A 223-nucleotide genomic window follows, 5' to 3' on the forward strand; every position below is an offset into this window, starting at 1 on the left:
AGCTTCAATTCTGTTAACTAATCTTGTAGCTTTCAAAGAATGTCCACCTAATTCAAAGAAACCATCTTTTATACTTATATGTTCCACATCTAATATCTGACTAAATATTTCGCTCAATACCTTCTCTGTCTCAGTTCTCGGTGCGATATATTCTTTATCACTCTTCATTTCAATTTCAGGCAATGCCCTCTTATCTAATTTTCCATTTTTCGTGACTGGTATC

1 protein-coding gene is annotated in these 223 nt (G+C 33.6%); it reads right to left on the reverse strand.

The window, feature by feature from the left end; all coding sequences use genetic code 11:
* Nucleotides 1-223: phosphopantetheine-binding protein (locus tag MR167_RS32550; protein WP_242316319.1), on the reverse strand; the 223-nt coding region annotated here is incomplete at both ends.

Origin of the sequence: Bacillus cereus group sp. BfR-BA-01355, assembly GCF_022663675.1 — a bacterium.
Taxonomy (GTDB): Bacteria; Bacillota; Bacilli; order Bacillales; family Bacillaceae_G; genus Bacillus_A; species Bacillus_A thuringiensis_S.